The sequence below is a fragment of the Limnoraphis robusta BA-68 BA1 genome (assembly GCF_034932365.1).
In the GTDB taxonomy this organism is placed as follows: Bacteria; Cyanobacteriota; Cyanobacteriia; order Cyanobacteriales; family Microcoleaceae; genus Capilliphycus; species Capilliphycus robustus.
The window spans coordinates 134,060-140,290 of the sequence record NZ_JAYGHR010000066.1 but is presented as its reverse complement, the minus strand read 5'-3'; the positions used below and the strand labels follow the sequence as shown (position 1 = coordinate 140,290).

At 42.5% G+C, this 6,231-nt stretch carries 7 protein-coding genes; 3 read left to right on the top strand and 4 right to left on the bottom strand.

Annotated elements, in window-relative coordinates:
- Positions 1 to 169 precede the first annotated feature (169 nt).
- The gene (gene queA / locus VB836_RS17815; protein WP_323221170.1) at positions 170 to 1,285 is read right to left on the bottom strand and encodes a tRNA preQ1(34) S-adenosylmethionine ribosyltransferase-isomerase QueA; all 1,116 of its coding nucleotides are present in this window, start codon (positions 1,283 to 1,285) and stop codon (positions 170 to 172) included.
- A 239-nt stretch (positions 1,286 to 1,524) separates the two neighbouring features.
- Between queA and VB836_RS17810 the strand changes: the two genes are divergently transcribed.
- Positions 1,525 to 1,914, top strand: coding sequence for a hypothetical protein (locus VB836_RS17810; protein ID WP_046277206.1), 390 nt, complete (start codon positions 1,525 to 1,527; stop codon positions 1,912 to 1,914).
- A 4-nt stretch (positions 1,915 to 1,918) separates the two neighbouring features.
- Here VB836_RS17810 and VB836_RS17805 read toward each other — a convergent pair whose 3' ends face one another.
- Positions 1,919 to 2,437: a YraN family protein gene (locus tag VB836_RS17805; protein ID WP_323221168.1), complete on the bottom strand. Its 519-nt coding sequence runs from the start codon at positions 2,435 to 2,437 to the stop codon at positions 1,919 to 1,921.
- An 84-nt stretch (positions 2,438 to 2,521) separates the two neighbouring features.
- On the opposite strand from VB836_RS17805, the gene VB836_RS17800 reads away from it, so the two are divergent.
- A complete protein-coding gene (locus VB836_RS17800; protein ID WP_046277207.1) occupies positions 2,522 to 3,025 on the top strand; it encodes a pentapeptide repeat-containing protein in 504 nt (167 codons plus the stop codon).
- 239 nt (positions 3,026 to 3,264) lie between these two features.
- Entirely contained in the window at positions 3,265 to 4,317 is a 1,053-nt protein-coding gene (locus VB836_RS17795) for a Fe(3+) ABC transporter substrate-binding protein (protein ID WP_046277208.1), read from the top strand.
- A gap of 152 nt (positions 4,318 to 4,469) precedes the next feature.
- On the opposite strand, the gene VB836_RS17790 is transcribed toward VB836_RS17795, so the two are convergent.
- Complete coding sequence (locus VB836_RS17790; RefSeq protein WP_160315391.1) at positions 4,470 to 4,643, bottom strand: hypothetical protein; 174 nt, start codon at positions 4,641 to 4,643, stop codon at positions 4,470 to 4,472.
- A gap of 178 nt (positions 4,644 to 4,821) precedes the next feature.
- Positions 4,822 to 5,691: an alpha/beta hydrolase gene (locus tag VB836_RS17785; RefSeq protein ID WP_046277209.1), complete on the bottom strand. Its 870-nt coding sequence runs from the start codon at positions 5,689 to 5,691 to the stop codon at positions 4,822 to 4,824.
- Positions 5,692 to 6,231: the final 540 nt, after the last annotated feature.

The following is a 6,231-nucleotide window of genomic DNA, read 5'->3' as shown; positions in this document are numbered from 1 at the left end:
GGGGAGACTCACCCCTCTGGAGTTGATTGGGAAACCAGTATGCTGTAAGGGTTGTCAATGAATCAGTAATCCAAAGCCGTGAGGCTTGGAGAATCCCCTTTCTTTAGAAATGGGGAGTATGTCAAAGACCAGTAGATTGGGTTGGCAAATCCTGCCAACCTGATTTTTTTTAAGATATCACGGCTTCTGGTAAAATCAACATTCCATCCCCAAAGGAATAAAAACGATAGGGATGAGCAAAACCCTCAGCTTTTTGAGCGATCGCATCTTGGTACAAATCTAACAGGCGTTGACGACCAATTAATGCCGCGACTAACATCATTAAACTCGAACGGGGAAGATGAAAATTAGTAATTAACCCATCGATCACCCGAAATTGATAACCTGGATAAATAAAAGCCTCTGTTTTTCCGCAGTAGGGAGTCAGTTTACCCTCAGCCATCGCTACTCCTTCTAAGGTTCGCACTACGGTTGTTCCGACGGCAATAATTCGTCCCCCATTGGCTTTCGTTTTCTCAATTTGTTCTACGGTTTCTGCGGAAACTTCTATCCATTCCGCGTGCATTTGATGAGTGGTAATATCTTTAACTTCTACGGGGCGAAACGTACCCACTCCCACGTGTAACGTTACAAACGCCTTGTTAATGCCCTGATGGTGCAACCGTTCAAACAGTTCCTCGGTAAAGTGTAAACCCGCAGTCGGCGCTGCAACAGCCCCCGGACGTTGGGCATAAATCGTTTGATATTGTTGAGGTAAGGCGTCTGACTGGGTAACGTATGGGGGAAAAGGAATGTGGCCAAACTGATCCAATTGTTCGATCAAAGACTGTCCGGCCGGTAAATCAAACTGTAATAACCGTCCGCCTGTGGCTGCATCATTTTCTACAACGGTAGCGCTTAAAGGTTGCAGAACCTCTTGATCCGTCGAGTTGAGCGGTTCAAATTCAACCCGAACACCAATTTTAAAGCGTCTTCCCGGTTTAACTAAAGCTAACCAACAATTCGGCTTTCGTTCTTCGATCAACAAAATCTCAACGGCAGCCCCACTGGATTTGTTACCATAGAGACGAGCCGGAATGACCCGAGTATCGTTAAATATCAGTAAGTCACCCGATTTTAGGTAATTGGGGAGATCCTGAAAGATACGGTGATGGTGAGAAGTGAGCGAATCAACGACTAACAAGCGAGATTGATCCCGAGGAATGAGAGGGTTTTGGGCAATTCGTTCCTCCGGGAGTTCGTAGTCATAACCTTCTGTTGTCCAGTCCAGTCTGTCTGTTTCCATAGTGTTCAGAAATACTCAAAGCCGTTCATTACTCAATTCCCAATCAGTTTGGGTATAATCCCCCATCTCAAATCGGGTGCTTTTCCCCTGGCAAGAGTAAGCTAATCTCGCGACTATATAAGTATAAAGCGGTAAAACCGAGAAGCACAGAACCCGCCCTGTTTGCTCCTCATCGCCAGTCTTGCCAGAACAAGAGAAGCGATCTAAAGGCGGGAGGACTATGCGGGAGAAGATCGACGATGGAATACCTCTACTACCTTGCCAATACCAGCCTTACGCTTAGAGTTGTAGATCATTTACGCACTCAGACTCAACTCCCTGTCCGGTTGGTGACTGTGATTCACCAAATCGATGGTTGGATTGTCAAAGTTAAAATGAGTCAGTCTCTAACAGCCAAACAGCATGGAGACTTTAGAGCGTTTATGAGTGAGTTGGGAATTCCCTACGAACCGAATATTCGGATTAAGATGGCCCTGTGGGGGCTAGAAACAGGACAGTCTCCCTTGAGTGTGATGCGTCGCTATCAAGTGGCTGTGGTGTCTCATGGTCAACCGAATCGAGAGGATATTGAGGCATTCCGAACTCAGTTTGTTCAAGGTCTGGGTTATTGTCCAGAGGCTCTGGCTTAAAGATTTAGCTCTGATCCTCAAATGCAGATTGAATGTAGTTTTGTAGGATGAGCTGATAGCCTTTCCACTGAACAGGTTGACCCAGGGCAGTCGGAAACAAGGACTCAGGAGTGATTGAGCCAGAATCCTGACTTGAATTATCAACGGTGAGGCGATCGCATCGAACCAGGGCAACATCAAACCGACACGGGAAGTCAGCCAGTTCCGGGCGATCGCTTAAAAAGGTTTGAGCAGATTTAATTAGTTTGGCTTGTTTAGTTGGGGTAATCGCTAAAAGGCCATCTTCATCCCAATTGCGTTTTTTACGGGTTTTTACCTCTACAAAAATTACAGTGGACTCAGGTTTTGAGTCTGCTATTTTTCGTGCAATCAGATCGATTTCTCCCCAACGACAGCGATACTGATGAAATAAAATTTCCCAACCTTGTTGGTTTAACCAGGCTTGTACCAGTTGTTCTCCCAAAGTTCCGATGGTTTGAGACAGGGGATAAGAAGAATCACGGCTCGAAAAAGGAATACTCACGGTAGGATAGAATTGAAATTTGTTTGCGGACTTGATTAACATAAATATTGATCAGAGTTCAGACCTTGAAAAAATAGTTGGGATATGAATAATAGTATTTTCTTACGATTTCAGACCATTAGTTTAGCTTTTCTCGTTGGACTTTGGTTAATTGTAACCGGGATAACTTCTCAACCCGCAGGGGCGGAGAACTACGAGAAGCGAACCCTCTTAAATGCTGATTTCTCTGAACAGGTTCTCACTGACTCTGAGTTTGACTTTGCGAACTTGCAGGAAAGTAACTTTAGCCATAGTGACTTGCGGGGCGTTAGTTTGTTTGGGGCGAAGCTACAACGGACGAATTTTGAAGGGGCGGATCTCCGGTATGCCACCTTAGACACGGCTCGCTTTAACAAAGCTAATCTCACCAATGCCATCCTAGAAGGGGCTTATGCTTATAATACTGATTTTACCAATGCGATTATCCAGGGGGCTGATTTCACCGATGTTTTATTGCGTCGAGATATGCAGCAAAAGCTCTGTGCGGTAGCTGAAGGAACAAACCCGGTGACGGGACGCAATACTCGCGATACCCTTTACTGCAACTGAATTGCTGATTTTGACTTGAACCGTTCACCCTTGCTACTGCTGGGGTGTCTTTTTTTTGCCTGAGTTAGTCTCAGTCTAAAGCTCATCCAAAATTTTCTTAATCAAGACCCATTTCTTATGATAGAATCTTTCTTCGGAATTAGAACTTAAGAATTACTTGCATTAACAGCTTAAGTTAATCCCTAGAGTGTAGAATCTTGAAGCTCTAAAAACGTTTGATTTCAAGGAATAAAGCCGAAATGAGTAAAATTACACGAAGAGTATTTTTAGCAAGTGGAACAGCGATCGCCGCAGTAACTTTAGGAGAACTCGGTAGAAGGAATCCTAGTTTTGCTAATGCAGGAGTGGTTAACCTGTATTCATCCCGACATTATGACACTGATAATCAACTTTATGAAGGCTTTACGAAAAAGACTGGCATTAAGATTAACCTAGTTGAAGGTGATGCAGCTCAGTTAACTGAACGAATTAAGAGCGAGGGTGCTAATAGTCCCGCAGACGTGCTGATCAGCGTTGATGCGGGAAATTTGTGGAAAGCCCAGCAGCAAGGGATATTTCAGCCTATTTCCTCTTCGGTTTTGAATAACGCCATTCCCGCTAACTTACGAGATCCGGGAAATCACTGGTTTGGTCTGTCTAAACGGGCTAGAGTGATCATGTACAATAAAGCCAAAGTCAATCCGGCTCAACTGTCTACCTACGAAAATTTAGCAGATCCCAAATGGAAAGGGAAAGTGCTGATTCGTTCTTCGAGTAATATTTACAATCAATCTTTAGTGGCGTCGCTCCTAGAGGTTCATGGCGGCGCAGAAACCGAAAAATGGGCTAAGGCTTTAGTTGCTAACTTTGGTCGTCCCCCAGAAGGCAATGATACCGCTCAAATTCAAGCCGTTGCTGCCGGGGTTGGAGATTTAGCTATTGCTAATACTTACTATTTAGCGCGTTTAGCGAGTTCCAGCAAAGCGGAAGACAAAGCCGTTGCCCAAAAAGTCGGAATGTTTTTCCCGAATCAACGAGATCGGGGGACTCATATTAATATTAGTGGTGCAGGAGTCGTGAAGTCAGCACCGAATAAAGCAGGAGCGGTGAAGTTTCTAGAATATTTGGTGAGTCCTGAAGCCCAAAAAATCTTTGCTCAAGGAAATCATGAATATCCTGTTGTTTCGGGAGTACCTGTTTCAGGGACTTTAAGTCAGTTTGGAACCTTCAAAAGTGATTCAATGAATGTCGCCGTCTATGGTAAACAGAATCCCGAGGCGATTCGATTGATGGATCGGGCGGGTTGGAAATAATCATCTGACTCACCAGCGTCTTTGATGGAAAATAAGGGGAAAAGCCTAAAACTCTAAAGGTTATCTGGCTATCCCCCCAGATTAATAGGCACTTGATTGATTAACAATTTTCCATAGTGAAGTCAGACTTTATTTTCAGTCAAAAAATAATTCTAGTGAGCTTCTTGAGTAATCAGTTCAGACGGGTTGAGGGATTTTGATACAGAAGTAACATGATTCATTGACTTACGTTTGCTCGGAACTGCGGCTAAAACTGCGGGTAACGCTAGACAAATTGCACCGTTAGCAAAAGCGAGTAATAAGCCAGATAAAATACCTGTTTCCATTATTGCACTTCTAAGTTTAGATCTTCTATTGTAAATCACTTCGGCGATTTTTACAAATCAAATCGAGATTTACAATCTTCTCCAGATATAAATTTCTGTTGGCACTCATAAGCAAGATTAATTAAATGTCCCTAGATAGTCGAGTTAAAATCTTGATAAAACTTAACGCGATTTTCGGTTAATATTGTTCGATAAATTGTCGTAAAGCCTCGTGATACAAAATTCCTCCGACTTGACGGACATTGTTATGACCTGCTCCGGGTACAATTAAAAGTTGTTTGGGTTCAATTGCTGCGGTAAAGAGTTGTTTGCTCATTTCGACAGGAACAACGCGATCATTTGTGCCATGAGTAAATAAAATCGGCATTTTGAGCTGAGAAACTTTAGAAATTGAATTGAAGGTTTGAGTTAAGAGGAGATCAATCGGGAACATCCAGTATCTTTTTTGAAAATCAACCATTTTACGAATAGAAGTAAAAGAGCTTTCGATAATTAACCCCGCTATTTCTGGATGTTTAGAGGCTAAATCAATTGCGATTGCACCCCCGAGAGAATGACCAAAAATAAAGATATGATGAGGATTAATCCCTCGTTCATGGATTAAGTAATTCCAAGCTTTTTCTACATCCTCGTAAACAGTTGTTTCTGTAGGAATCCGTTTGGTGCTGCGTCCATATCCTCGATAATCAATCAAAAAAACAGACAAACCCATGTGATGAAATTGTTGAGCCAAATCTAAATTCGCACTAATATTACTGCGATTACCATGACAATCAAGAATAACACGCTTTTCCGTAGGGGAATCAGAAGGAATCCACCATCCATGAACCTGTTCTAGCTTCCCCGTTTTTGTCGTTACAGGAAGCCAAACTTCTTGATAAGGTAAATTAAATTCTGCGGGTGTAGTTTGAATTTTTCTGGAGGGAAAAAAGATAAACCGACTTTGAGCAAAGCGAAGAATCAGACAAGCTATTGTATAGGCGAGTGCAGATCCGACTGCTAACATCAGTTCCAGTCGTCCCAAAAAAATGCGAATTGTGTCTGTCATACAACCTGATTTCCCGAACTTAATTCAACTCTGTATTATTTTTAGCGCGTCAGGTTTGAGTTCAGCACTCACCCCTCCCAGCGCGAAGTGTGCGTGACAGTTTCCTATCATACAGTTTAACACTTACTTCCTGCTTTTTCACTTGATTTTGAGTGTAGCTGTTGATCACCGCTTTGTATAGGTACGTCTGGTTTTCTGTGTCGTTAGAAGCGCCTTCTGATCAAATCTAAAAACCGATTATTTTCATCGTACAGATTCTATTTTAGTCGAGAACCGGGGATTAAGACTCATTCTCGAGAAGCTCTAGTTAGTCCCTTTATTTTATAGGTAAAATTGACTCAAAACTCTCTCCTGCCTTGATAGTTGTTGGGTGTATTATAGCGTTTAAACTGTGTTTTATCAGACTTGATTTCAAGTCTTGTTACCGCAATATTCTGAAATCTATCTTCAACGGGCTAATCGGAATGGTTAGGGTAATGACGTGTTAGAATAAAAAAAATATTGATCAGGAAATTTTCAAAGCAGTAAAAAAGGGGGTTT

What these genes read in the sequence shown, in the direction of transcription:
- queA (WP_323221170.1), bottom strand. Translation starts at nt 1,285, where the DNA reads ATGGAAACAGACAGACTGGACTGGACAACAGAAGGTTATGACTACGAA.
- VB836_RS17810 (WP_046277206.1), top strand. Translation starts at nt 1,525, where the DNA reads ATGGAATACCTCTACTACCTTGCCAATACCAGCCTTACGCTTAGAGTT.
- VB836_RS17800 (WP_046277207.1), top strand. Translation starts at nt 2,522, where the DNA reads ATGAATAATAGTATTTTCTTACGATTTCAGACCATTAGTTTAGCTTTT.
- VB836_RS17795 (WP_046277208.1), top strand. Translation starts at nt 3,265, where the DNA reads ATGAGTAAAATTACACGAAGAGTATTTTTAGCAAGTGGAACAGCGATC.
- VB836_RS17790 (WP_160315391.1), bottom strand. Translation starts at nt 4,643, where the DNA reads ATGGAAACAGGTATTTTATCTGGCTTATTACTCGCTTTTGCTAACGGT.
- VB836_RS17785 (WP_046277209.1), bottom strand. Translation starts at nt 5,691, where the DNA reads ATGACAGACACAATTCGCATTTTTTTGGGACGACTGGAACTGATGTTA.